The sequence below is a fragment of the Thiovibrio sp. Mzg5 genome (assembly GCF_055379285.1).
Map to the genome: position 1 here is coordinate 557,196 of NZ_AP022872.1, position 23,544 is coordinate 580,739.

General features: G+C 58.4%; 22 protein-coding genes. 12 read left to right on the plus strand and 10 right to left on the minus strand.

Features of this window, described 5'->3' with window-relative positions; translation table 11 throughout:
- Positions 1-8: 8 nt before the first annotated feature.
- The 3 genes from glmM to cdaA form a co-directional block, all read right to left on the minus strand.
- Positions 9-1,367 carry a phosphoglucosamine mutase gene (gene glmM / locus ACZ46D_RS02570; protein WP_464928480.1) on the minus strand — a complete coding sequence of 453 codons (1,359 nt, stop codon included), beginning with the start codon at positions 1,365-1,367 and terminating at the stop codon, positions 9-11.
- 106 nt (positions 1,368-1,473) lie between these two features.
- Positions 1,474-2,442, minus strand: a complete 969-nt coding sequence (locus ACZ46D_RS02575; protein ID WP_464928481.1) for a CdaR family protein — start codon at positions 2,440-2,442, stop codon at positions 1,474-1,476.
- Positions 2,418-3,209, minus strand: coding sequence for a diadenylate cyclase CdaA (gene cdaA / locus ACZ46D_RS02580; protein WP_464928482.1), 792 nt, complete (start codon positions 3,207-3,209; stop codon positions 2,418-2,420). Before cdaA ends, ACZ46D_RS02575 begins: the two co-directional genes overlap by 25 nt.
- Positions 3,210-3,590: 381 nt before the next feature.
- On the opposite strand from cdaA, the gene rpsT reads away from it, so the two are divergent.
- The 6 genes from rpsT to ACZ46D_RS02610 all read left to right on the plus strand — a co-directional run bounded on the left by rpsT (position 3,591) and on the right by ACZ46D_RS02610 (position 8,858).
- On the plus strand, positions 3,591-3,863 hold the full coding sequence (gene rpsT, locus ACZ46D_RS02585) for a 30S ribosomal protein S20 (protein WP_464928483.1): 273 nt from the start codon (positions 3,591-3,593) through the stop codon (positions 3,861-3,863).
- Positions 3,864-4,250: 387 nt separating this feature from the next.
- A complete protein-coding gene (gene trpE / locus ACZ46D_RS02590; RefSeq protein ID WP_464928484.1) occupies positions 4,251-5,765 on the plus strand; it encodes an anthranilate synthase component I in 1,515 nt (504 codons plus the stop codon).
- A gap of 24 nt (positions 5,766-5,789) precedes the next feature.
- A complete protein-coding gene (locus tag ACZ46D_RS02595) occupies positions 5,790-6,398 on the plus strand; it encodes an anthranilate synthase component II (protein WP_464928485.1) in 609 nt (202 codons plus the stop codon).
- Complete coding sequence (gene trpD, locus ACZ46D_RS02600; RefSeq protein ID WP_464928486.1) at positions 6,395-7,423, plus strand: anthranilate phosphoribosyltransferase; 1,029 nt, start codon at positions 6,395-6,397, stop codon at positions 7,421-7,423. The genes ACZ46D_RS02595 and trpD overlap by 4 nt, the downstream gene beginning before the upstream one ends.
- Positions 7,420-8,193, plus strand: a complete 774-nt coding sequence (gene trpC / locus ACZ46D_RS02605; RefSeq protein WP_464928487.1) for an indole-3-glycerol phosphate synthase TrpC — start codon at positions 7,420-7,422, stop codon at positions 8,191-8,193. Before trpD ends, trpC begins: the two co-directional genes overlap by 4 nt.
- 5 nt (positions 8,194-8,198) lie before the next feature.
- Positions 8,199-8,858, plus strand: a complete 660-nt coding sequence (locus ACZ46D_RS02610; RefSeq protein WP_464928488.1) for a phosphoribosylanthranilate isomerase — start codon at positions 8,199-8,201, stop codon at positions 8,856-8,858.
- Between the two features lie 16 nt (positions 8,859-8,874).
- On the opposite strand, the gene ACZ46D_RS02615 is transcribed toward ACZ46D_RS02610, so the two are convergent.
- The 4 genes from ACZ46D_RS02615 to ACZ46D_RS02630 form a co-directional block, all read right to left on the minus strand.
- The gene (locus ACZ46D_RS02615; protein ID WP_464928489.1) at positions 8,875-9,633 is read right to left on the minus strand and encodes a hypothetical protein; all 759 of its coding nucleotides are present in this window, start codon (positions 9,631-9,633) and stop codon (positions 8,875-8,877) included.
- Between the two features lie 30 nt (positions 9,634-9,663).
- Positions 9,664-11,118: a DegQ family serine endoprotease gene (locus ACZ46D_RS02620; RefSeq protein WP_464928490.1), complete on the minus strand. Its 1,455-nt coding sequence runs from the start codon at positions 11,116-11,118 to the stop codon at positions 9,664-9,666.
- Between the two features lie 301 nt (positions 11,119-11,419).
- Complete coding sequence (locus tag ACZ46D_RS02625; protein WP_464928491.1) at positions 11,420-12,229, minus strand: anti-sigma factor family protein; 810 nt, start codon at positions 12,227-12,229, stop codon at positions 11,420-11,422.
- A gap of 11 nt (positions 12,230-12,240) precedes the next feature.
- The gene (locus tag ACZ46D_RS02630; protein ID WP_464928492.1) at positions 12,241-12,801 is read right to left on the minus strand and encodes a sigma-70 family RNA polymerase sigma factor; all 561 of its coding nucleotides are present in this window, start codon (positions 12,799-12,801) and stop codon (positions 12,241-12,243) included.
- A 297-nt stretch (positions 12,802-13,098) separates the two neighbouring features.
- Here ACZ46D_RS02630 and ACZ46D_RS02635 point away from each other — a divergent pair, with 297 nt between their 5' ends.
- Positions 13,099-13,470: a hypothetical protein gene (locus tag ACZ46D_RS02635; protein ID WP_464928493.1), complete on the plus strand. Its 372-nt coding sequence runs from the start codon at positions 13,099-13,101 to the stop codon at positions 13,468-13,470.
- Positions 13,471-13,486: 16 nt separating this feature from the next.
- Here ACZ46D_RS02635 and ACZ46D_RS02640 read toward each other — a convergent pair whose 3' ends face one another.
- Complete coding sequence (locus tag ACZ46D_RS02640) at positions 13,487-13,660, minus strand: hypothetical protein (protein ID WP_464928494.1); 174 nt, start codon at positions 13,658-13,660, stop codon at positions 13,487-13,489.
- A 153-nt stretch (positions 13,661-13,813) separates the two neighbouring features.
- Here ACZ46D_RS02640 and thiL point away from each other — a divergent pair, with 153 nt between their 5' ends.
- Together thiL and ACZ46D_RS02650 are read left to right on the plus strand one after the other, a co-directional pair.
- On the plus strand, positions 13,814-14,806 hold the full coding sequence (thiL, locus tag ACZ46D_RS02645; protein WP_464928495.1) for a thiamine-phosphate kinase: 993 nt from the start codon (positions 13,814-13,816) through the stop codon (positions 14,804-14,806).
- Between the two features lie 37 nt (positions 14,807-14,843).
- On the plus strand, positions 14,844-15,671 hold the full coding sequence (locus ACZ46D_RS02650) for an RluA family pseudouridine synthase (protein ID WP_464928496.1): 828 nt from the start codon (positions 14,844-14,846) through the stop codon (positions 15,669-15,671).
- Here ACZ46D_RS02650 and mtgA read toward each other — a convergent pair.
- Together mtgA and ACZ46D_RS02660 are read right to left on the minus strand one after the other, a co-directional pair.
- Positions 15,661-16,422 (minus strand): monofunctional biosynthetic peptidoglycan transglycosylase, encoded by a 762-nt coding sequence (gene mtgA, locus ACZ46D_RS02655; RefSeq protein ID WP_464928497.1) that lies wholly within the window; start codon positions 16,420-16,422, stop codon positions 15,661-15,663. The genes ACZ46D_RS02650 and mtgA overlap by 11 nt on opposite strands.
- A 32-nt stretch (positions 16,423-16,454) precedes the next feature.
- Entirely contained in the window at positions 16,455-19,076 is a 2,622-nt protein-coding gene (locus tag ACZ46D_RS02660) for a glycosyltransferase family 2 protein (RefSeq protein WP_464928498.1), read from the minus strand.
- Positions 19,077-19,507: 431 nt separating this feature from the next.
- Between ACZ46D_RS02660 and uvrB the strand changes: the two genes are divergently transcribed.
- From uvrB to ACZ46D_RS02675, 3 genes are read left to right on the plus strand one after another with little or no spacing between them, the layout of a single operon-like run.
- A complete protein-coding gene (uvrB, locus tag ACZ46D_RS02665; protein WP_464928499.1) occupies positions 19,508-21,502 on the plus strand; it encodes an excinuclease ABC subunit UvrB in 1,995 nt (664 codons plus the stop codon).
- The gene (locus ACZ46D_RS02670; RefSeq protein WP_464928500.1) at positions 21,493-22,185 is read left to right on the plus strand and encodes a lysophospholipid acyltransferase family protein; all 693 of its coding nucleotides are present in this window, start codon (positions 21,493-21,495) and stop codon (positions 22,183-22,185) included. The genes uvrB and ACZ46D_RS02670 overlap by 10 nt, the downstream gene beginning before the upstream one ends.
- Positions 22,186-22,215: 30 nt before the next feature.
- Positions 22,216-23,250, plus strand: a complete 1,035-nt coding sequence (locus ACZ46D_RS02675; protein ID WP_464928501.1) for a potassium channel family protein — start codon at positions 22,216-22,218, stop codon at positions 23,248-23,250.
- Positions 23,251-23,544: the final 294 nt, after the last annotated feature.

Genomic DNA, 23,544 nt, shown 5'->3' on the forward strand with positions numbered 1-23,544 from the left:
GGCGTGGGTTACGCTTTGGCAGTGTCGGTCTTGCGGATCATCTCGCAGAGTTCGTCGGCCATGGCATTGATCAATGCGGCGTCCTTGCCTTCCACCATGACCCGGATAACCGGTTCGGTCCCGGAGGGGCGGACCAGGATGCGGCCATCCGCGCCCAGTTGCTTTTCCATCTCTTTGATTTTTTTGTTGAAGCCGGGGATGGTGTTGGTGTTGATTTTCTCGGCGGTGCGGACATTCTTGAGCACCTGGGGAAAGCTTTCCATGATGGTGGCCAGCTCCGACAGGGGTTTGTGTTTTTTGATCATCACCGCCAGCAGCTGGAGTGCGGCGAGAATGCCGTCGCCGGTGGTGTTATGTTCCAGGAACACCAGATGCCCCGACTGCTCTCCGCCGAAATTGTAGCCGGACTTGCGCATCTCTTCCACCACGTAGCGGTCGCCGACCTGGGTGCGGACCATGGCGCCGCCCAGGCGCTGCATGGCGACCTCCAGACCGAGGTTGCTCATCACCGTGGCGACCAGGGTTTTCTTCTTCAGCTTCTTGCGGTTCATCAGGTCGGCGGCGCAGATGGCCATGATATGGTCGCCGTCCACGATGTTGCCGTGTTCGTCCGCCACGATGATCCGGTCGCCGTCGCCGTCCAGGGCGATGCCTATGTCCGCCCCCAGTTCCCGGACCTTGGCGGCCATGTGTTCCGGGTGCAGGGCGCCGCAATCGCGGTTGATGTTGGTGCCGTCCGGCTCTGCCGAGAGGGTGGTGACTGTGGCGCCCAGCTCCTCGAAAACGTGGGGTGCCACCCCGTAGGTGGCACCGTTGGCGCAGTCGAGCACGATGTGGAAGGCGTCCAAGGAGTATTCTTGGGGAAAGGTGTTCTTCAAGGAGACGATGTAGCGGCCCTTGGCGTCATCAATCCGGGTGGCGCGGCCCACCTCCTCGGCCACCGGCCGCAGGGCCGATATCTTCTCGGAGAAGACCAGTTTCTCGATTTCAAGCTCCAAGTCGTCCTGGAGCTTGAAGCCGTTTCTGGCGAAGATCTTGATGCCGTTGTCCTGGAAGGGGTTGTGGGAGGCGGAGATCACCACCCCGGCATCGGCCCGCATGCTGGTGGTGATGAAGGCGATGCCCGGTGTGGGCAGCGGCCCGACCAGGAGGACGTCCACCCCCATGGAGCAGATGCCTGCGGCCAGGGCATTTTCAATCATGTAGCAGGAAAGGCGGGTGTCCTTGCCGATGACGATCCTGTGGCCGCGGCGCATGTCCTTGACCAGAAAGGCGAGGGCCCTGCCTATCTGCATGGCGATTTCGGTGGTCATGGGGTAGGTGTTCGCCACCCCCCGGACCCCATCGGTGCCGAACAATTTTCTCATGATTTTTCCCTGCAGTTCGAAAAAATAGAACCTGAAAAAGAATCTTTCGCGGCCGACTCCTGCGTCTGTCTGTCGCCGGCAGGGGAGAGCACGCTGGCGATGTGGGTCATTTGCCAGGGCTCCTGCCAATTCTGACGGTGACGGTGGGTGGGAGTGCCTCGATGATTTTTATCTGCTCCGGGGCCGTGATTTTAACCGGGAGCCTGTGGACGCCGAGCGATAGCCCGTCGGTCGAGACACTGGCCTCGAAAAGCCTCGTCTGGTTGCCTTTGCTGCTCAGGGGCAGCAGGGCGCGGATGTCGATGGTGTTGGGCTCGATGGTCACCTTCCTTGCAGAATCGGGGTCGGCGACGTGGATGGGGACATCCGCGATGGTTCTTTCCATGGTTTTTTCGCGGATCACCACATTGGCGGTGACCACGGTCTCACCCATGAGTTCGAGCAGCGCGGGGCGCAGTTCCAGGGGAACCTGGATGGTTGTCGGTCCTTTCAGCCCGCTGATGTCGATGGATTTTGCCGTCAGGAGTTTTTCCCTTCCGACAACGGCCTTGGGGCCGGAAATCTTGATGAGCGGGGGTTCGAAGACTACCCCCGCCAATTCGTGGCCAATGGCCGGCTCACCTGTTGTTCTGGCCTGGACCGGCAGTTCTTTTTCGACCAGTTCGTCAATGAGCAAGGTAATGTGGGTGGGCTGGATGCGGGAGACGGTGACGCCCCGCGGAAACTGGATCGTCTCGGGTTCGTTGCGGATGACAATGGTGCCGGGGGCGGCCTTGGCCAGGTTGATGGTTCTGGTGATCCGCTGGCGGTTGAGACTGCTGATCAGGCCGCGGGGGCCGCTGACCGTGGCCTCCAGCTGTTTCTTGAACTGGTTGGCGATGACCAGTTCCCTGGGCAGATTGACAATTTCCACCGGAATGTAGACTGTGGTGTCAATCTTGTCCTCACCCACCACGAAATACCAGAGCAGAATGGCGAAGATCAGGGAAATGAGCTTCAGTCCCCAATTGTTCGGCCAGTTGAGGAGGTTGGGGGTGGGCAGGCGCCGGATTATTTGTTGAGCCAGTTTTTCCATAACAGGGGGGTCGTATTTTCCTTGGGAACAAAGATTGCGTCAAGTCGGCTTCTGAGAGCGTTTTCGTCGAGATCGGAGGTCATGGCCCCGTGCTGGACCAGGGATATTTTTTGGGTTTCTTCCGAGATGACAATGATCACTGCGTCTGTTTCCTCGGAAAGACCGATGGCTGCCCGATGGCGGGTGCCAAGCTGTTTGCTGATGTAGGGGTTTCGGGTGAGGGGGAGCAGGGCTCCGGCTGAACGGATCCGGCCATTATGGATGATCACCGCTCCGTCATGGAGGGGGCCGGAGGTCTGGAAAATGCTGACCAGCAGCTGCCTGCTGACGATGGCGTCCAGGCTGTGGGCGGACTCGATGTAGTCGTTGAGCCCTGTTTCCCGTTCGATGACGATGAGGCCGCCGATCTTGCGTTGGGCCATTTGTTGTGCCGCCCGGACAATTTCGAGCAGAATGTGCACCATGTCTTCCTGCGGCTTGGAAAAGGTGGTTTGCCCGACCTGGGTGAGGGCTCGCCGGATATCCCGCTGGAAGATAATAATGATGATCAGGAAGATGGAGCTTAAAAAAGTACCCAGCAACCAGTACAAGGTCAGGAATTCGAGCTCCCGGGCGGCAAAATAGAGGGTGATGAGCACAACGATGCCCGCCAGCATCTGGACGGCGCGAGTTCCCCGGATCAGCAGCATGATGCGATAGATGATGAACGAAACGATCATGATATCGAATATGTCTTGCCAGCGGAGTGACTGTGCGAATTCGAGCATCGGGGTCCGGGTTCCGTCAATAAAAAAATCTGGGATGGAAGCGTTGAAAATATTTACATCTGTAAAGTAAACGAAAAGCAGGGCGCCAGGCAAGGGGCATGAATGATTTTTTTAAAAAAATTGAGGAGATCGGCTGTGTGTTGTAAAAAGAAACCCGGTTTTTGCAATGGGCTCCTCACGCGCGCTTAAGAAAATATCGAAATGGGCGGTCCAGTTGTTGCTTGACAAGGCGGTGGAATTGATTTATCTTCACAAAATTTTCCAGCATATTTCTGTCGGTGTTGTCGGGGAACGGCGGCCGGGCAGAAAACCTGCCAACCGTCATATGACGTGGGCAGAGTGTCTTGAATCAATCAACAATACAGTAACAGGAGTTGAGAATTGGCTAATCATAAGTCCGCCGAAAAAAGGAATCGTCAGAACCAGTTGCAACGGCTTCGCAATCGCTCCAACAAGAGCAAGATGAAGGGTGTTGTGAAGAAAGTCCTTGAGGCCGTTGAGCTGAAAGCCGGAGATCAGGCCCAGGAAGCACTGAAGTTGGCGATCCCTATTATTGAGAAAACAGCGGTGAAAGGGTCCATCCACAAAAAGAATGCCTCCCGCAAGGTTTCCCGTTTGACCAAGCGGGTAAATGCTTTGTTGGCCGCGGTGTAATAACGAGAGAGCAGGTCGCGGCTGGAGCCCTGGCGCGGTTGTTTCCCCTCGGTGGGCGAACGAACGCTTTGCCTGAGGCTCTTCCGATTTGCCTGGTTGTGCCTCTTCCGCCGTGCGCAGGGATCATGCCTGTTATTATGAAGAGTGTTTCGCTGCAAAAAGAAAAATAAAAAGCCATGGGACGCTTGTGTTCCATGGCTTTTTTTATAATTATTGAGTCAAATTAAGATGAAAGCCGGGTATATCCTCCGGGTTGTAACTATTCAGCAGTGCCGCAGATGCGCGAAAGAGGACTGCGAAGTGTGCTATTGCCCATGAGCAGGTCGATGACAAAGCAGATGTGGTGCTGCTGAATAGTTACCTTTTTTTATGAGTTGAGGACCCATCATGTTCCGACCTTCCTTGCAGGAGTTTGAACACCTGGCGGTCGATGCCGGTCTGGTCCCGATCTATCGGGAAATTGTCGCCGATCTCGATACGCCGCTGACCATCTTTGCCAAGGTGGCGGGCGGGGAATCACACGCCTTTCTCTTTGAAAGCCTTGAGGGCGGCGAAAAATGGGGGCGTTATTCCTTTATCGGGTTTGACCCTATCGTCACCTTTGCCAGCTGCGGGAACCAGGTCACCATCACCCGGGAGGGAACGGTGGTGGAGCAGCAGGGCGACCCGCTGCAGGCCCTGCAACATCTGCTCAAGTCCTTTAATGCCTGCAATGCGGAAATGGCCTGCGATCCGGAGCTGTTGCCGCGTTTTTTTGGCGGGGCAGTCGGGTTTTTGGGCTATGACATGGTCCGGTTCATGGAACGGCTTCCCGAGCGCAACCCGCCCCTGGCGCAGTTCCCGGAGAGCGCCTTCATGGTGCCCAGGACTGTTCTGATCTACGACAATCTCAGGCAGCTGCTCACCGTGGTTAATCTGGTGCAGACCTCTGGTCCCGGGATTGAAGCGCGGGATATTCCGGCCTTGTATGCGAAAGCGCAGGCCGAAATCGAGGAGATCATCGTCCGTCTCCAGGCGCCCATGCCGACGGAGTATCTCGGCGGTAGTGGCAAAAAGGACACTACGCCCCACGCCTTTACCTCCAACATGAGCGAGACAGCTTTCGAGAAGATGGTGGAGACGGCCAAGGAGTATATCCAGGCCGGTGATATCATTCAGGTTGTTTTGTCGCAACGCTTTCATACCAAAACCGAACTGGCCCCCTTCAAGCTTTACCGCGCCCTGCGTCATATCAATCCCAGCCCCTATCTCTTTTATCTCAAACTCGGGGATCTGGTTCAGATCGGCTCTTCCCCGGAGATTCTGGTCCGCTTGGAACAGGAGGATATCGAGCTCAGGCCCATTGCCGGGACGAGAAAACGCGGCAAAAACCCGGAAGAGGATGCGGCCCTGGAACAGGAGCTGCTGGCCGATCCCAAGGAACGGGCCGAACATCTGATGCTCGTCGATCTGGGCCGTAACGATGTGGGCCGGGTTGCCCAGTATGGCTCGGTGGAGGTTCGCGATCTGTTGGTGGTCGAGCGTTACAGCCATGTCATGCATCTGGTTTCCGGGGTGCATGGAACCCTGGCCCCTGGCAAGGATCAGTTCGACGTCCTGCGCGCCTGCTTCCCGGCGGGTACGGTGAGCGGGGCCCCCAAGATCCGGGCCATGGAGATCATTGAAGAGCTTGAACCCGAGCGGCGCGGGCCTTATGCCGGTTCTGTCGGTTATTTCGGCTTTTCCGGGAATATGGATTTTTGCATCACCATCCGGACCTTTGTCATGCAGGGCGACGACCTCTGGGTGCAGGCCGGCGCGGGGATTGTCGCCGATTCGGTGCCCGCCCTGGAGTATCAGGAAACCATCAACAAATCCATGGGGCTGCGACGGGCGGTGGAGTTGGCGGAAAAAGAGTTTTAGCCCCGGCGGAGCGCGAGAAAGAATATGATCGTTATCATCGATAATTACGACTCCTTTACCTACAATATCGTCCAAACCCTCGGGGGGATGGGCGCTGAAATGAAGATCTTCCGCAACGATGAGGTGGACATCTCCTTTATCGCCTCTCTTGCCCCCGACCGGCTGTTGATCTCGCCCGGCCCCTGTTCTCCGGCCCAGGCAGGCATCTCCATCGAGGCGATTCGTTTTTTCAGCACCAGGATTCCGGTGCTGGGGGTCTGTCTGGGGCATCAGTCCCTGGGCGAGGCCTTTGGCGGACAAACCGTGCGGGCCGGGCGGCTCATGCACGGCAAGACCAGCCCCATCAGCCACGACGGGTTGGGGATCTTCACCGGGTTGCCCAACCCTTTTGATGCCATGCGCTACCATTCCCTGGTGGTTCGGGAATCGGATCTGCCTGCCTGCCTGATGGTTTCGGCGCGTTCCGATCAGGGCGAACTCATGGGGCTCAGGCACCGGACCCTGCCGGTGGAAGGGGTGCAATTCCATCCCGAATCCATCATGACCCCGGCCGGAGTGCAGTTGCTGAAAAATTTCATTGATCCGGCCTATCCGGAAATCCTCGCCAAGCAGCGCAAGGAGATGTTGCCATGATGAAAGCGGCCATTGCCAAAGTGGTGGCGGGCACCGACCTGAGCGAAGCGGAGATGGTCGGGGTGATGGAGACAATTATGGGCGGCGAGGCCACCCAGGCCCAGATCGGTGCCTTTATCACCGCCCTGCGGATCAAGGGCGAAACCGTGGATGAGATCACCGGCGCGGCCAGGGTGATGCGGGCCAAGGCCACCAAGGTGTCTGTGGTTGGTGAAGACGATATTCTTGTCGATACCTGCGGCACCGGGGGCGATGCCTCCGGCACCTTCAATGTTTCCACCACCACTGCCTTTGTCGTGGCCGCAGCCGGGATTCCGGTGGCCAAGCACGGCAACCGTTCCGTTTCCAGCCATTGCGGCAGCGCCGATGTGCTGGAGGCTCTGGGTGTAGACCTCACCTTAAGACCCGAACAGATCGGCCAATGCATCCGGGAGATCGGCATCGGTTTCATGTTTGCCCCTGCCCTGCATGGTGCGATGAAGCATGCCATCGGTCCGCGCCGCGAGATCGGGATTAGGACGATTTTTAATATCCTCGGCCCCCTGACCAACCCTGCCGGCGCCAATGTTCAGGTGCTGGGGGTGTATGATCCTGCTCTTACCGAAACCCTGGCTCGGGTGCTGGGCAGGCTCGGCACCCGGCGCGCCTTGGTGGTGTGCGGCGAGGGCAATCTCGACGAGATTACCATTACCGGCGCTACCAGAGTGTCCGACTGGGCCAATGGCGAACTGACAACCTACAGCATCCATCCTTCGGAGTTGGGCATGGCCACGGCCAGCCTGGCGGAAATCAAGGGCGGCAGAACCGCACCCGAGGCTGCGGCGCAGCTGCGTTTGGTCCTGAGCGGCGCGGCCGGCCCCTGTCTGGACATGGTCCTGCTCAATGCCGGTGCCGCCCTGATGGCTGCCGGACGCAGCGAAGATCTTGCCTCCGGCGTGGCCCTGGCCCGCGAGGTGGTGGCCAGCGGCGCGGCGCTCAACAAGGTGGAGGCGTTGGTTGCCTTTTCCCGCTCGGTGCAGAAATGATCCTCGATACCATCGTTGCTCGGAAAAAAGAAGAGGTCGCAGCCCTCAAGGTCCGTGGCATTGCCGCGCCCGATCTGGAAATTCCGCCGCCGCGCGGTTTTCTCCGGGCGCTCACCGATTTTTCCGGCGTGGCCATCATCGCCGAGGCCAAGAAGGCCTCTCCTTCCAAGGGCGTGATCCGGCCGGATTTCGATCCGGTGGCTATCGCCTGCAGCTATCAGGCTGGCGGTGCCCAGGCGTTGTCGGTGCTCACCGATGTGGATTTCTTCCAGGGCTCTCTTGCCTATATCCCTGCGGTGCGCGCTGTTGTTGCCCTGCCGGTCCTGCGCAAGGACTTCATCATCGATCCGTTGCAGATTCGGGAGGCGCGGGCGTACGGCGCCGATGCGATTTTGCTGATCGCCGCCATTCTTGAGACCGCTCAGATACAAGATTATCAGGCCCTAGCCTTCGAGCTTGGCATGGATGCCCTAGTGGAGGTGCATAACGAGGCGGAGGTCGAAAAGGCCGTGGCTGCGGGCAGCCGTCTGATCGGGGTCAATAACCGTGATCTTCGCGATTTTTCCATGGACCTGAACACCACCTTCCGCTTGCAGACCATGATTCCGCCGGAAATTCCCCTGGTGAGCGAGTCAGGGATCCGTGATCATCAGGATATGTTGCGGCTTGCGGAGCATGGAATTCGGGCGGCGTTGGTGGGGGAAACCCTGATGCGGGCTGCGGACCCGGTCGATGCCCTGCGGACGTTGATTGGCGGGCAGCAAGGATGAAGGATATGAACGCCAGAACGCGGATCAAGGTCTGCGGGATGCGGGAGATGGCGGAGGTCGCCGGTGTGGTGGCCGCCGGGGTGGACGCGATCGGTCTGATCTTTGTCGAACAAAGTCCTCGCTATATTGACCCGGATCGGGCGCGAGACATTGTGAAAAGCCTGCCGCCCTTTGTCGATGCAGTGGGGGTTTTTGTCGACCAGGAAGTTGCGGCGGTGAACGAGATTGTCCGCTACTGCGGCCTGACCAAGGTTCAGCTGCATGGGGCAGAGTCCCCTGCGTATTGCGCGGAAATTGCCTGCCGGGTGATGAAGGTTTTTCGGGTGCAGGAATCCCTGACTTCGGCGGATTTGGCCCCCTATGCCGAGGTGGTTTCCGGTTTTTTGTTTGACACCTTTCATGAGAAGGCAGCCGGTGGCACCGGGCAAACCTTTGATTGGGGTTTGCTGGAAAAACTGTCTTCTCCCCGCCCGGTTGTCCTGGCAGGGGGCCTCACCCCGGATAATGTGGGCGAGGCGGTTCGGCAGGCGCGTCCCTTTGCCGTGGATCTCAATTCGGGGGTTGAGAGTGCGCCCGGACGCAAGGACATCGCCAAGGTCCGGGCGGTCATTGCCCAAGTCGCGGCAGCGGACGCCGCCGCGTTTCGTTTGTCATCTGCCCGCTGATAGCTGTCGGCTGAAATTACCTGAGCGCGGGAAAGAGAACAACCACCTGCTGCGTGTTGCCGATGGTCACGGAGAGCCGCAGCTCCTTCACCCCGTCTGCTTCCTCGCCCGGCATCCCAGGAAAGAAAAGAACGCCGTAGGCGATTTGGTGCGGCAGGATCGTTTGGTTCCGTAGGCTTTTGGACGCAAGATCATCCTTGATTTTTTCCCCGCTTTCGCTGTAACTCTTGGCTCCCCCGACAATCGCTCCGCCCGCCGCGCCAAGTACGGCACCAGTTCCCATTGCCTCCCCGACATTCTTGCCAGTGACTACCCCGACGGCCAGCCCGGCCAGCGCTCCGGCTGCGCCCATGAGCAGGGCAGGTTTGCCAGCACCTTTGGCTGTTTCCCCAAGATCAACATGCCCTGAAGTCCGTTGGTAGGTTTTCTCCAGGGAGAGAATGGGCCAGGCCCTGTTGTTGTTATCGATGAGAAAGGTTTGCTCGGGATTGATCTTTACCTTGTCCGGGCTGTCGTTTTGCAGGGTCAGCTGCACGGGCAACAGGCCGGCCTTACGGGCGCCGAAGCCGAAGGCCTGTTTGGCCGCCTCATCGTCGTTGAAAGCCAGGGCGGAAATCTTGACTCCATCGCCCACCACGATTCCACCATTTTTGGCGTCCGGCAGGTTGAGCGGGGCAACGCGGTCCTGATAGGTGCAGCCAGTGGCTAAGCTGAACATGCTCAGCAGGGCGGCAAGGCAGCCCAGACGTTTTCCGAAACCATGCATATTTTTCATTGTTATTCCTTGGGTAGACGGTTGGTAAAATTATTTGAGCTTCAGGCCGAAGAATCGGGTGCGACCCTCCCGCTTGATAAAAAAGGAAACCGTTGCTTTTGCCTTGATCCCCTTGAGTTCGTTGAGGAAGGTCTTTACATCCCGAACCGGCTTCTGGTTGAACTCAAGGATCAAATCTCCTTGTCGCAATCCCGCTTCCGCCGCCGGGGAGTTTGGCTCCACCGCGGTAATCAGTACCCCATGCTTGTCGGTAATGCCCAGGGCCGCGGCAATCTCCGGGGTAAGATCCTGCACCCCGAGTCCCAAGCGCTTGTTGAGGCTTTCCGCCGGTTCGGCCTGGGCGGCCACCTGCTCTTCATTGAGTTTGGCAATGACCAGGGGGAGTTTTTTCAGTGCGCCTTTCCGGTAGAGGGTGACTTCCACTCTGCTTCCCACCGGGGTTTCCGCCACCAGATTGGGCAGCATGCTCATCTGGGAAATCTCCTTGCCGTTGAATTCGACAATGACATCGCCGGGCTTGATGCCGGCCTTCTCCGCCGGACTGCCGGGGGAAACCTCACCCACCAGGGCGCCGATGGCCCGTTCCATTTTGAATTGGGCTGCAAGCTCCGGGGTGACGGGCTGGATCATCACCCCAAGCCAGCCGCGCACCACCGAGCCATGTTCCTTGAGCTGGTTGATGACATTTTTCGCCATGTTGGCCGGAATGGCAAAGCCGATGCCGATGTTGCCGCCGCTGCGGCTGTAGATGGCGGAATTGATCCCGACCATCTCGCCTTTGAGATTGAACAGGGGGCCCCCGGAATTGCCGGGATTGATCGAAGCGTCTGTCTGGATGAAGCTTTCATAGGGCCCACTGCCCAGGGAGCGGCCCTTGCCGCTGACGATTCCGGCGGTAACCGTCTGTTCAAAGCCGAAGGGATTGCCGATGGCCATGACCCAGTCACCCACCCGCAGTTTGTCCGAATCCCCGAAGCCTGTGACGGGCAAGCCATTTTTGGGCGCGATCTTGAGCAGGGCGAGGTCTGTTTTAGGGTCCCGGCCGATGACCTTGGCGTCGTATTCCTCGAAGTTGGTCAGCCGCACATTGATGGTGTCCGCGTTCTCCACGACATGGTTGTTGGTGACGATATAGCCATCCTTGGAGATGATCACCCCGGAGCCGAGGCTGGTCCGCTTCTGCTCCCGCTGGGGCTGATCCTGATCAAAGGGCGAGGGCAGCCCGAAAAAGCGGCGCAGGGGCTCGGGGATATCCTGGCCATTGAACATGTCATGGGGCGAGCGGGAGGCTTTGACCATCTGGGTGGTATAGATATTGACCACGGTGGGGCTGAGTTTTTCCGCCAGATCGGCAAAGGTCTCCGGGGGGCTGCTCGCCGCCCGGCTCGTTGCCGGCAGGGTCGCGAGAAAGAATCCCATGAACAGAAAGGCGAGAAAAATAGAAGCTGGACGGCGGCAAGAGGAGGTTGGCAGAGGAGAGATCATGATGTGCTCCTTGGGTATGTTGAACAAAAGCAAAATGTTGTGACAGTGCGGAATTGGGACGATTGTGCTTCATCTTTATTTTGTATATCTCTTTTTCCGGATGTCAAGGCCGGAGTGGTGTGGGCGGCCTTATTTGAAAAAGAGAGGGACCGCAGGAGCGGGGCGGCTCTGCGGTCCCAGGAAAGAGCCCTTCCGGAGAAGAAGGGAGAGGGAGGAAGAAGAGATGCTAGGAGGATGCGCATCGTATTAATAATGACACGGGTTGCCGTGAAAAAGTTCCTAAAAAAAGCAGGAGACATTTTCATTGCAAGCGGATGGCTGCGGTTAATACCTGCTTGTTGCCGCCGAATTCTGTTTCCGCAGCTGCGGCAGGCATCAGGGCAAAACGGTAGTGACCAAGGAGTTCATGGAAATCCCCCAGCTCCGTCTGAGGGAGATGGACAAGAAACAGGCTGGTGTTTATGCGGTGGATCTGCCAGTTTCGGTGCAACATTTCCCGAAAGAGTATGACCTGGTTGTCGTGGTCGATATCCTCGATGAGCACATGCATATCCGGGGACAACAGATGGTGGGCGTTATTGTCTGGAACCAGATGGGGCGCCAGAGCTGTCCGGGTAAGCGGCACCAGATCCCCGCCTTGTTGCCCGCCATTGTGGGATACGGCAAACATGGCGTTTGGGGCAATGGGGAGTCGTCTGGGCGTGAGAACTTCCCCTTGCTGGAAGGCGTTGAGCCGGGCGGACCGAGCGGGAAAGATGTTGGGCTGCTCCAGGGGGGAATTTTTCAGGAGAAAACCGGCAAGCATGGCGATGGTGAATATGGCTGCGGCGGCGGGGATCGATAGGGAAAAATTCAAGGACTCGACAAACGCCCAGGCCCGATCGAATATCCCCCGTTTTGCGAGTTTGGCATGGATGCCCGGCAGCAGATCGGCCGGGGGGGCTTGGGTCCCAAGACCGTGTATGAGGTTGAGGGTCTGCTGGAATTCCCGCCACTCCAGGGCGCAGGCCGGGCAGCCGAGAAGATGGTCAGTCAAGGCGTGCAGCTCTTCGCGGGCAAGGGTATTGTCGGCGAAATCGGTGAACAGGGAGTGGACTTCAGTGCATTGCATAGGCGGACCGTTTACAGGTAATGTTTTAGGCGGTTTTTCAGGGCCAGGCGGGCCCGGTTCAGCTTGGATTTGACCGTGCCCATGGGCAGGCCAAGGATTTCACTGATTTCTTCGTACGACAGTTCCTGGAGATCGCGGAGAAGAATGACTTCTTTTTCCGCCGGCGCCAGGGAGGCAACGGCTTCCCTGACCAGGCGCGCGGTGTTCTGCCGTTCATAATCTTTTTCCGGAGTCGCCCCGGAGCTTAAATTCAAGCCTGTTTCCGAGTCATCAATGGACTGGTTGCTGAAAAATCCCCTCCGACGCAGTTTCTGGTACCGGTTTCGGCAGTGGTTCAAGGCCAGCTGATAGAGCCAGGCCCCGAATTTGCTTTCCTCTTTGAGCTTGTCTATCTGCCGGAACACGGTGACGAAGATGTCCTGGGCGAGATCTTTGGCTTCATCCTCTTGCTTCACGTAGCCAAGAGCCAGATTGTAAATCTTTCGCTGGTACAGCGTCACCAGCCGGTTAAAGGCCTGATGATCCCCCTGGCGGAAGGCGCGGACAAGTTCGGGTACTTCTTGGTATGGCATCGTGATCCGCTTGCCCCAAAGGATCAGGGCCAATTTTTCTTATGTTATTAAGACACGCCACCGGAAGAAAAGTTCCCGACAAAGTGAGGAATGTGCCCCGGTGTTTTTATCGCAAGAGAGGCGTAGGCGAAATAGACATCTTAACAAAATTAAACAAAAAAAGCCCAAAAGAACAACGGAAAAGCGTGTTGATCCGTGGTACATTGCGTTTCGCGCATGGTTGAAAGAATTTCCCTGATTGGGTATCTTGTTTGTGTGGTGACCCCAGGCCTTTTTCCCTTTTTATGAGACTTCCAAATGATAGAAAAAATTGTAACCGACTTGAAAAATATCTTTGTCTTCAAGGAGACCACCCAGGTCGGGGATATTGTCCTGATCGTGGCCGAACGGATCATGTATGCCCTGGTTATCGGGATTGAAAGGGATTATGGCAAGAAAGAGGAGTGGTGGCAGGTGAGCCTGCAGTTGTTGACCATTCCTCCGCAGAAAGTCGCTTGGACTTTGCGTACGCCGCAGTTCACCGGACAGGAGCTTTTCACCATGGGTGGCGAGGAGCGGTTTATCAAGGCCATTGACTTTGGCGGGGCAGGGGAATTGGCGCAGAAGAAAAGTGAAGAGCTGATCGGGACTGGGAAAAAGAAAAAACCCTTCCTTACGGTGATCAAGTAGGGAGGCGGCTGACGGCTCAGGCGCTTTTGCGGCAGCCGTTCATGACAAAGAAGTTCTCAACCCTCTCCAGCATCTGCTTGTAGCACTGGGGGCAATAGCCGTGTGAGAGCTGTCCCCCGGACCTGGCAGCCTGTTTTTTCCAGCCATTGTGATTTTTTGTTTTGTGACAGACGCAGCAGATTACTTGCATGGTCGGCTCCTCATGATGGTCTTTTGCCTTACAGATCGGGATAGTTTCAGAAAACTTAAGAGTCGGGGTGAATTATTTGTATTTTGGGCGCCATCTCATCGCCGCTCACAGCAGCGCTAGCGGCGACGGTTTGATGGGAAAATGGGGAAAAGCATGACGCGACCCGGAGGAGAAAGAGAAATTATCGCCCGTATCCGCCAGGTGGCCGGGAGTTCCGGCGATCTTTTGGTCGGGATCGGCGATGACTGCGCGGTATACAAAACGTCCCCGGACCGGGTCACTCTGGTCACCACCGACACCATGGTGGAAGGGGTGCATTTTGATTTGGCTTGGCATCCTCCCCTTGAGTTGGGCAGGAAGGCGGCCTCGGTCAATATCAGCGATATTGCGGCCATGGGCGGTCTGCCCCGCTTCGCCTTGCTTTCCCTGGCCTTGACCCCGGCTTTCGGTGGCCAGTGGCTGGATGCGTTTATGGCCGGTTTTCTCGCCGTGCTTTCCGAACATGGGGTTGTCCTGATCGGTGGAGATACGGTGCAGAGCGGGCATGAGAGCGTGCTTTCCGTCACGGTGCTCGGGGAGATGGCTGAGGCAGAGCTGCTTACCAGAAAGGGCGCTCGGGTCGGGGATGTGGTCCTGGTCAGTGGGTTTTTGGGCGAGGCGGCGGCGGGTTTGGCCTTGTGTCGAAGGGGCTTGGCCCATGAGCCCGGTTGGCAACCCCAGGTTACCGCGCATCTGGATCCGGTTCCTCAGGTGACGTTAGGCAGGGTGCTGGCCGCCAGCGGCTTGGTTCATGCCATGCAGGATCTCTCCGACGGCCTGGCCACCGATCTCGCCCATATTTGTGCGGAAAGCGGGGTCGGCGCGGTGGTGGCGGCGGGAAAAATTCCCCTTTCGCCCTTGTTGCACCAGGCGGCAGAAATTTGCGGCCAGTCGGCTCTTGATTGGGCGCTTGCCGGGGGGGAGGACTACCAGTTGCTCTGCACCGCAGACGAGCATCAGGTGGCGGGGCTGTGCAAGCTGGTCAGGGAAAAAACCGGCAGGGAACTTTTTGCGGTGGGGTGTATTGTCGAGGGGCAAGGTGTTTTTCTTGAAGAGGCGGGCCAGCGCCGGGAGATCAGCTATCGAGGCTATGAACATTTCAGGTAATAGCCCAGAGGCCCCGCATTTTCCGGCAGCGTTTGTCGTGCGGATCACCATTGGCCCCGAGGATGGCGGCAGCACGGCCTGTGACTTGATCGCGGCCCGTGCCGGGCTTGCCAAGAGCCGGGTGAAAGACGCCATGTGCAAGGGGGCGGTTTGGCTGACGGGCAAAAGAGGCGGGCGGAAACGGCTGCGTAAGGCAACCGCGCAGCTGCGGCCAGGTGATGTCCTTGAATTGTCTTACGACCCACGGCTTCTCGCGGTGAAACCCCCGGTGGCCCAGTGTCTGCATGATGGTGGTCAGTACAGCGTCTGGCTGAAGCCCGCTGGCTTGCTGTCCCAGGGAACGGATTACGGCGACCACTGTTCGCTGGTCCGCCAGGTTGAGGTCCATTTTCGGTTGAAACGGCCTGTCCTGCCCGTGCACCGGCTCGACCGGGAGGCGGCGGGCCTGCTGATTTTGGCCCACACCAAGGCGGCGGCAGCCAAACTTTCGCAGCTGTTGCAGGACAACGCCATTGACAAACAGTACCGGGTAACCGTGCTCGGTCATCCCATCCCGGAGCAGGGGGAAATTGAGCTGCCTCTGGACAATAAGCCCGCCATCACCTGCTATGCACTCACCTCCTATGACTCGGCCAGCGACACCTCCGTGGTCGAAGTTACCCTCAAAACCGGACGTCTGCATCAAATCCGCCGTCACTTTGCCATGCTTGGCCATCCCGTTCTCGGCGATCCGAAGTACGGGGTCGGGAACAAGAACACCACCGGCATGGAGCTTGTCGCCCATCGGCTCACCTTCCGCTGTCCCTTTACCCGGAAAGAGGTGTGTATCAGCCTCGATGAGCAGGGCGGGAAGATTATTTCCTAGGTTTCAGGTCGAGGGGCTGGAGCAGGGCGGCAGGGCCGCCCATGAGCCGCATCTGCTGCTGGATCTGCCAGGCGCGTTGATTGATGTAGCCGGAGGGACGGGCTGCGTTCGAGCGCAGAGGGCTGGGGAGGATTGCCGCCAGGATAGCGGCTTCCGCACTATTCAACCTGGCGGCTGGCTTGTGAAAATAGGCCTGGCTGGCAGCCTCGATCCCGAAGAGGCCAGGGCCGAACTCCACCACGTTGAGGTAGACCTCGAGAATGCGTCGTTTGGGCCAGAGCCCCTCGAGCAGCAGGGTGAAATAGACCTCCAGCCCCTTGCGAAGAAAGCTTCTCTCCGGCCAGAGAAAGAGATTCTTGGCAAGCTGCTGGGAGATGGTGCTGGCCCCGTGCACCCGTTTCCGGTGCTGGTTCTGTTCCCAGGCCTTTTCCATGGCATCAAAATCAAAGCCCATGTGGTTGAAAAATTTTTGGTCTTCGGAGGCGATTACGGCGAGGGGCGCGTAAAGGGAAATGCTCCCCAGGCTGACCCAGCGATAGCGGAAACGGTACTCCTTGTCTTTCTGCCACAGGGAGGCAACCTGCCGCTGGATCATCAGGGAACTGCATGGCAGCGGCACCCAGCGGAAGAGGATGGTAATCGCCATGGTTCCCGCAAGACAGAGGATAAACCCCCGGAGAGCCAGACGGCAAAACAAGCGGAACCGAGAGGGAAATCCTTTCTTCCTGTGCGACAGTTCTGGTGGGGGCATCGGCGGCTGGTTTCCTTGGGACGCAGCCTGCTTCAGGCGGCACTCTCCGGCTCATCCACGGCAAGGGGGGGTGCCGTGATGCTGCTGATGATTTTTTCCTCGGTTTTGGAGAAGCCGCTCACCATGGACATGACCACCGCCGCCAGATAGGGGATCGACTGGACCAGGAGAACCATGATCCAGACCAGCAGGTCCGCGGTTTCCGACCCTTGCGAGACCACGACGCAGACGGCTGCGAGCCAGAGGGCGATCATGATCAGTCCCTCTTCCCTGGCTGATTGCAGGGCCTGTAGCAGGGCATGGCTCTTGGCCCGTTTCGGGGTCCGGAAAAACGGGATGTCCTTGGTGACAAAGCCAAGGAGGATCGCCTGGGAAATGGTGTGGGACAGGGAAAGGCCCGCCAGGGCCGAGGCCAGGGTTTGCCCGGCCGTGGCGCCGACTCGGGTCCGGTAGAGGTAGATCATCTTGCCCACTTTGAAAACAAAGAGGGTGAGCGGCATGACCGACAGGATCACCAGGGGTGGATCAACCTTGAGCGGAAAATAGACCATGCCCGTGGACCAGCCCAGGGCGGCCACAGTGAAGAAAAGATTCAGGCTGTCGGCCAGCCAGGGAATCCAGCCGGCGACAAAATGATAGCGCTGTCCCCTGGTGAGGGCGGTCTGCCTGCCAAAGAGCAGGGCCTTGGCATGCCGCCGCAGGATCTGCACTGCACCGTAGGCCCAGCGGAAGCGCTGTTTCTTGAAATCGATGAAGGTGTCCGGCATCAACCCCCGGCCATAGGTTTTGGGAATATAGGTGGCCTCGTAGCCGCGCTCAAAGATCTTCAACCCCAGTTCCGCATCCTCGGTGATGCACCATTCCGCCCAGCCCCCGACTTCTTGCAGCACGGATTTGCGGACCATGGTCATGGTGCCGTGCTGGATGATGGCGTTGCGTTCATTGCGGGTCAGCATGCCGATATAGAAAAATCCCTTGTATTCGGCGTAGCACATGGCCTTGAACAGGTTTTCCCCGTCGTCTCGGTAATCCTGGGGCGCTTGGGCAATGGCCAGGGAGGGCTTGGCAAACTGGGGAGCCATGTCCCGGAGCCAGTCCGGGGTTACCAGGTAATCGCTGTCAATGACCGCGAGGATCTCGGCCGCCGGCGCGGTTTGTTCCAGGGCGAAATTCAGCGCTCCGGCCTTGAACCCGGCCAGGGGGGCCACATGAAAGAAACGGAATTTGGGGCCGAGGGTTTGGCAGTGGGCTTCCACCGGCTGCCAGATCGCCGGATCCTTGGTGTTGTTATCGATGACCAGGACTTCGTAGCGGGGGTAATCCAGCTGGGCCAAGGCGTTGAGGGTCTCGATCAGCATTTCCGGCGGCTCGTTGTAAGCCGGCACCTGGACCGAGACCATGGGTAGCTGGTCATCTTCCAGATGTTGCGGGGTAAAGGGGCGGCGCCACTGGGAGAGCCAGGTTGCCTCCGCCCATTCATGGGCCTCGGCCAGGAGAACCACCACCACCCCGATCATGCCGATCACCATGAGCACGCCGATGAGGATGGTGGTCGGGTTCAGGTACTGTCTGGTGTAGGTGTAAACGATCCACACCGCGCCGGTGGCCGCGCCGAAGGCAATGGTGGCAAGAAAGCTGCGCCCGCGGTTACGTAAGGTTTTGCTGTCGATGAGGAGAAAGGCGAAGGTGATGATGGCGATGATCGCCGAGATGCCGGCCAGCATCCGCCATTCCGGGATGCGGACAATGGGTTCGGTAAAGGGGAATTTGGGCTGGCGGTTGACGTCGTACACGCCCCAGTAGGCGCCCACCGATCCCTCACTTCCCTGTTTCCAGGGCTGGTCAAAGGCCTCCATGACATAGTAGGTGTATTTTTCCTGTTCGGCCTTGGCCAGGAAACGGCGGAGAAAGATGGCTTCGTTGGCCGGAGAGGCCACGGCCAGCTGGCGGGTCCTGCCGTTGCTGGGCCAGCCCACCTCGCCGATGATCACCTGCTTGTCCGGAAACTTTTGTTTCAGCATGTTCATGTGCTTGACGATGTAGTCAATGGACTCCGACATTTCTACGCCTTCCCAGTAGGGCAGCATGTGGGTGGCGATGTAGTCCACGTGTTCGCCGAGCTCCGGATACTTCATCCAGATATGCCACGGCTCGGCCGCGCTCACTGGCACATCAATGGCCTCCTGCACCTGGTCGAGGTAGGCGATGAGCTGTTCCGGGGTCAGATCGCCTCTAAGGAGCGCCTCGTTGCCGATGATGATCCGCACTACATTCTTGCGGTTCTCCTGGGCGACCCTGATGGCGGTCTCGATCTCCACCGCGTTTCTTTCCAGATCGCTGGTCAGCCAGGCGCCCAGGGTCACGTTGAGCCCGTGTTTGCGGGCCAGCCGGGGAATCTCCGCCAAGGAGCCTTCCATGGTGTAGGTTCTGACCGCATGGGTTTTCTTGGCCAGCAGGGCCAGATCCGCGTCGATCTCTTCCTCGGTGGGCAGGACGTGGTCTATGGCGCTTTCCCACTCGCGAAAGGGCGAAAAGGAAAAACCCTGGATGCGGTTGGGCCAGCGGGGTTCCTGCTCCGGCTGGTTGACCGAAGCCCAGATGCTGCTGGAAATAACCGCGATCGCTATGGCGATGAGGATGTTTGCCCTGGTCATATGGCTCTCTTGTTTGGGAAACGTTTTTGTTGGTGCGCAGGCTGCGGGCTGAGAGAAAACAGCAGCGGCGAAGGGCTTTTTTTCAGCCCGGCGTCTTGCTTAGTCTGTGGGAAGATGTGCGGGGAGCAACCCATTTTCTGAATACGCCTATGGGGGAAAGTGCTGGAAATTACACCATGAATAGAACCAGTATATACGTCCGAAGGGCGCTGCTTGTCAATCCTGTTCATGGACGGGATTGTTATTTTTCTGCGCGGTGGTGGAGATCTCCGGATTATCGGGGAAAAACGGGGCGCGTCCCCGCGTCGATACGAGCTGGCGCGCACCCCCTGAATCCTGGCAGGCTGTGGGATTCTTCTTAGGGTATGCCCCTAAATATGGTATGATGCCAAGGTTTTCTCTTGATCTTGTCCGCCCTGGAGATGCGCCCCATGTCCTTTCAAATTGAAACCACCTTTGCGCCTGCCGGAGACCAGCCGACAGCCATCGATCTTCTCTGCCGTGGGCTTACGGAAGGGCTGCCGCACCAGGTTCTTCTCGGCGTCACCGGCTCGGGCAAAACCTTCACCATGGCCCAGGTCATCGCCAAAACAGGCCGTCCGGCTCTGGTCATGGCTCCCAACAAGACCCTGGCGGCCCAGCTCCATGCCGAGTTCAAGGAGCTGTTTCCCACAAACGCAGTGGAGTATTTCGTCAGCTACTACGACTACTACCAGCCCGAGGCGTACATCCCCTCGTCGGACACCTACATCGAGAAGGATTCCGCCATCAACGAGGCCATCGACAAGATGCGCCACTCTGCCACCCGGGCGCTGCTCACCCGGCGGGATGTGATCATCGTTGCCTCGGTTTCCTGTATCTACGGCCTGGGCTCCCCGGAGGAGTACAAGAGCATGCACCTCTTGCTCAAGCAAGGGGAGGAGTATCCCCTGGAGGAGATGCGGCGCAGATTGGTCCACATGCTCTATGAGCGCAATGATCTCGACTTTCACCGCGGCACCTTCCGGGTGCGGGGTGATGTGCTGGAAATCTTCCCTGCCTATGAGGAGGATCGTGCTGTCCGGGTGGAGTTTTTTGGCGACACCATCGAGGCGATCAGCATCATCGATCCCCTGCGCGGCAAGGTGCTGGAGCGTTTTTTCGAGCTGACCGTTTTTCCGGGCAGCCATTTCGTCACCTCCAAGGACCGGCTGCAGCGGGCCACGGCCACCATTAAGGAGGAGTTGCAGGAGCGGCTTGCCTTTTTTTATGCCCACAACCGGCTGGTCGAGGCCCAGCGCCTTGAGCAGCGCACCATGTTCGACCTGGAGATGCTCCAGGAGCTGGGCTACTGTCATGGGATCGAAAATTACAGTCGCCATTTCACCGGCCTGGCGCCGGGGGAGCCGCCGCCCACCCTGCTCGATTATTTTCCCCCTGATTTCATCCTCTTTGCCGATGAATCCCATGTGACCATCCCCCAGGTGCGCGGCATGTACCGGGGAGACCGCTCCCGCAAGGAAACCTTGACCGAGTTCGGCTTCCGCTTGCCCTCCGCCCTGGATAACCGGCCCCTGATGTTTGATGAATTCGCGGCCCGCATACCCCAGGCGGTCTATGTTTCCGCGACCCCCGGTGATTTTGAGCTGGAGATGGCAGCCGGCAGGGTGGTGGAGCAGTTGATCCGGCCCACCGGGCTTTTGGACCCGCCGATTGTGGTCCGGCCAGCAACCAATCAGGTGGATGATTTGCTGGAAGAGGTGCGGGTGCGGGAGGAGCGCGGGGAAAGGGTGCTGATCACCACCCTGACCAAGCGGATGGCCGAGGATCTTACCGAGTATTACGGGAAACTCGGGGTGCGGGTGCGCTATCTCCATTCCGACATCAAGACCATGGAACGCATGGAATTGATCCGTAATCTGCGCCTCGGGGAGTTTCAGGTGCTGGTGGGCATCAACCTCCTCCGCGAGGGGTTGGATATCCCAGAGGTCTCGCTGGTAGCGGTTCTCGACGCCGACAAGGAGGGTTTTTTGCGCAGCGCCCGCGCGCTTATCCAGACCTGCGGCCGGGCCGCCCGCAACCTCAACGGCATGGTGATTCTCTACGGGGATCGGCTCACCGATTCCATGCGGCAAACCATTGATGAGACCAAGCGGCGGCGGGCCATTCAGGCGGCTTACAATGAAGACCATGGCATTACTCCGGAGAGCGTGCAATCGCGAATCAAGGATCTCATGGAGACGGTGTATGAAAAGGATTATGTTACCGTAGGATTGGAAACCGGCGAGGCAGGACAGCAGTATGCCTCGCTGGCCGAACTGCGTCGGGAGATGAAGGCGCTGGAAAAAGAGATGCTTGCCGCGGCCAGGGAGCTTGCCTTTGAGGACGCGGCCACCCTGCGCGATCAGCTCAAGAAATTGAAGGAAATGGAACTTGCATGGCTCTGAAAAACGGGTTGATCTATAGATTATTGCTGGTCGTGGTGCCCTGGCTTTATGCCGGGTTGAGCCGAATGCTTTTCGCCACCTGTCGGGTCCGGGTGCATGGGGCTGAAAATCTGGATTGGTGCGAGGCGCAAGCCAACCCCTGTGTCGCGGTTTTTTGGCATTACAGCGTGTTCCCTATTATTGCCTTAAACCGGGGCCGGGATCGGGGCTGGGCTGCCATGGTCAGCGCCAGTGAGGATGCCGAATTTGTCGCCCGAATTCTTGCCCGCCAAGGAGTTGTTGCCGTTCGTGGTTCCCGGAACCGGGGCGGGCTTGCCGCGCTTAAGGGGTTGATCGGCTTGATGCGCAAGGGCTATAATGCGGTCATCGTTGCCGATGGCTCCCAGGGGCCGGCTCGGATCATGCAGGCCGGAGCCATTCTGCTCGCAGGCAAAAGCGCTGCGCCCATCCTGCCCATGGCGGTGGCGGCGGACCGCTACTGGGCCTTTCGCAGCTGGGATCGCACCCTGCTGCCCAAGCCCTTTGCTCGTCTCGACCTCTGGTACGGCGAACCCATGACCGTGCCGGAAAAATCCGGCACGGAAGAGATCGAGCGATATCGCCTGGAGATGGAATCTCGGCTCAACACCCTGTATGCCCAGGCGTGGAACCAGCTTGGCAAGGACGCCCATGATGGGGCGTAGTCACCGTTTGGGCCGGGGAGGTTCATTGCGATGCCACACACTCTGAAGAACAAAAGCGTCCTTGCCGGTTTTTTTCTGCTGGTGGTGACGGCCATCGGCACCTCGGGCTATTACCTGCTGGGATATCTGGCGCATGGGAGCCCCTTCTGGGCGCTGGGCGATTGTTTCTATATGACGGTCATCACCCTTACCACCGTGGGCTTCGGGGAAATTCTTGATCTGGCCAACGTGCCCGGGGCCAGGCTTTTTACGATCTTCATCCTTTTGAGCGGCCTGGGTCTTGCCGCCTACTTTGTTTCAACTCTCACCGCCTTTCTGGTCGAGGGCGAACTCACCAATGTGTTCTGGAGAAAAAAGATGGCGCAGCAGATTCGTAAGCTTTCCGGTCACATCATTGTCTGCGGGGTTGGGCGCATCGGCTGTTCCATCATGGAGGAACTGCAGCGAACCCATACGGATTTTGTGGTCATCGACCCGGATGAGCAGCGGATCCGGAAACTGCAGGCGCAATTCGGCGATTTCCCGGCGGTGGTGGGGGATGCGACCCATGCCGGGGATCTGGAGGAAGCGATGGTGGCCACGGCCATGGGCGTGATTTCCACCCTGAGCGATGACAAGGACAACCTCTGCGTGGTGGTGACCTGCCGCCAGCTCAACCCCAAGCTGCGCGTTATTTCGAGCTGCAAGGATGCTGAATTCGCCGGCAAGCTCGAACTGATCGGGGCCGAGGTGGTGATGCCCAACGCCATCGGCGGGCTCCGCATCGCTTCGCAAATGCTGCGGCCCCAGGTGGTCGGGTATCTTGATCTCATGCTGCGGGACAAGAATTGTCCGGTCCGCATCGCGGATGTTACCCTTACCGATCGTTCGAATCTGCTCGGTGAGCCGTTGAGCGCGATCAATTTTGATGATTTCGGGCCGTTGCTGGTCATGGCTATCATCCGCAAGGACAATCCGTATCCTCTGTACAACCCGCAGCGAACGGTCGGGCTGCAGAAGGGCGACACCCTGGTGGTGCAGACGGATATCGATTCCTTGGAGCGTTTTCGGCGACTGCACGCTTGAGGGAATGTAGGATTAGACCTGGCATGTGAATTAGTTTGTTCATTTCTTTGCTTGCCCAAAGAAACGAACCAAAGAAAGGGCCCCCTGTGTCACTTGTCCCGCCGGAGGCGGGATGCCCTGTGCTCCTCGATGCTGCCGGGGCTTTGCAAACTCGCTGCGCTCAGACAGTGCAAAGCCCTTTTTCGGCAGCCTCTCCGGTGCTCGGCTGCGTGCCAATGGGATTTTAACTGCCATGAGGCCAAAGGGGTTGGCTGAGATTACTCGATAAACAGCAAAAAAAATGGGGTGAGGGAC